Annotated in this window: 1 protein-coding gene; it reads left to right on the top strand. The window is 34.3% G+C overall.

The window, feature by feature from the left end; all coding sequences use genetic code 11:
• Positions 1-359, top strand: a 359-nt coding sequence (locus CHX27_RS00275; protein WP_207758903.1) for a hypothetical protein, incomplete at its 5' end; no start/stop codon positions are given.
• Positions 360-1,162: the final 803 nt, after the last annotated feature.

Below are 1,162 nucleotides of genomic sequence, written 5' to 3'. Positions count from 1 at the left end.
CGTCAAATGTGCTTTCGCAGGGTATTGCGAATAGCGGAGATTTCACTCAAATAAACATGATCGAAGCCTTAACAAGTGCTGTTCCAGGATATGGACCAACTGTACTAGGAGAAACTTTTAGTTATACATTTAACGATTTTAGAAAAAATAAAAGGAACATAAGTACGCCAGAAAGTGTAGATCATGCACTGTTACAAATTGGTGGAGGTGTAATTAGTAAGCGCTTTGGATCTGCTATAGACTCAAGCCCGTTATTTAAAAAGGGAGCGCCTAGAATATTTGGAAACATAGCTGCATTCGGTGTTGAAACAGCATCTAATACAGCCCCATTATTAGGAGACAAAACTTCAGGTAATTAAAAAAGTTTATGAAAATAAAAAAAGTACTCTCAATTTTATTTCTAGTTTCTTTTTTTTCGTTCGTGATTTTTATTGCAATCGATGGATATCTCAACATGATGGAAATTGAAAAAAATGGAATTACATCAATAGGGAGGTATATTTCAAGAAAGGACTATCCAAAAAGTAGCGCAAATTATTTTGTTTTTTATGTAGATGGTAAAAGAATTAAATATAACATTGGTAACGAGCCTTCTGTATTTTACCGAAACCTAGGCAAATTCTATAAAATTAAATATTTAAAAAAATACAACGGCAGTATGCAGCCTCTTTTAGACCAAGAAGTTACCGACACCGCTGCCATTCNGTATATTTCAAGAAAGGACTATCCAAAAAGTAGCGCAAATTATTTTGTTTTTTATGTAGATGGTAAAAGAATTAAATATAACATTGGTAACGAGCCTTCTGTATTTTACCGAAACCTAGGCAAATTCTATAAAATTAAATATTTAAAAAAATACAACGGCAGTATGCAGCCTCTTTTAGACCAAGAAGTTACCGACACCGCTGCCATTCTCGAAGCTGGATTTCCCATCGAAGAAGTGAGAAAGCGTCTTCGAAATCAACATAAGTAGAGTACTTTCATTAAAAAGCGCGCAATTAAGGTGCAAGAATAATAGTGTAACTTCTATTAACTAAATCAGCTTTTTCTACTAAAAGTTAGAAATAGCGAATAAAAATGCCTAGCCTGCTAAAATTTACGGTTTTTCCGTAATGCCATGTCGATTTTTTTTGGGAGCTTCGCCCTAAACGGGAAGGGGAAA

Source organism: Flavobacterium aurantiibacter (assembly GCF_002251775.1).
GTDB lineage: Bacteria > Bacteroidota > Bacteroidia > Flavobacteriales > Flavobacteriaceae > Flavobacterium > Flavobacterium aurantiibacter.
This window is presented reverse-complemented; position numbering and strand designations above follow the sequence as displayed.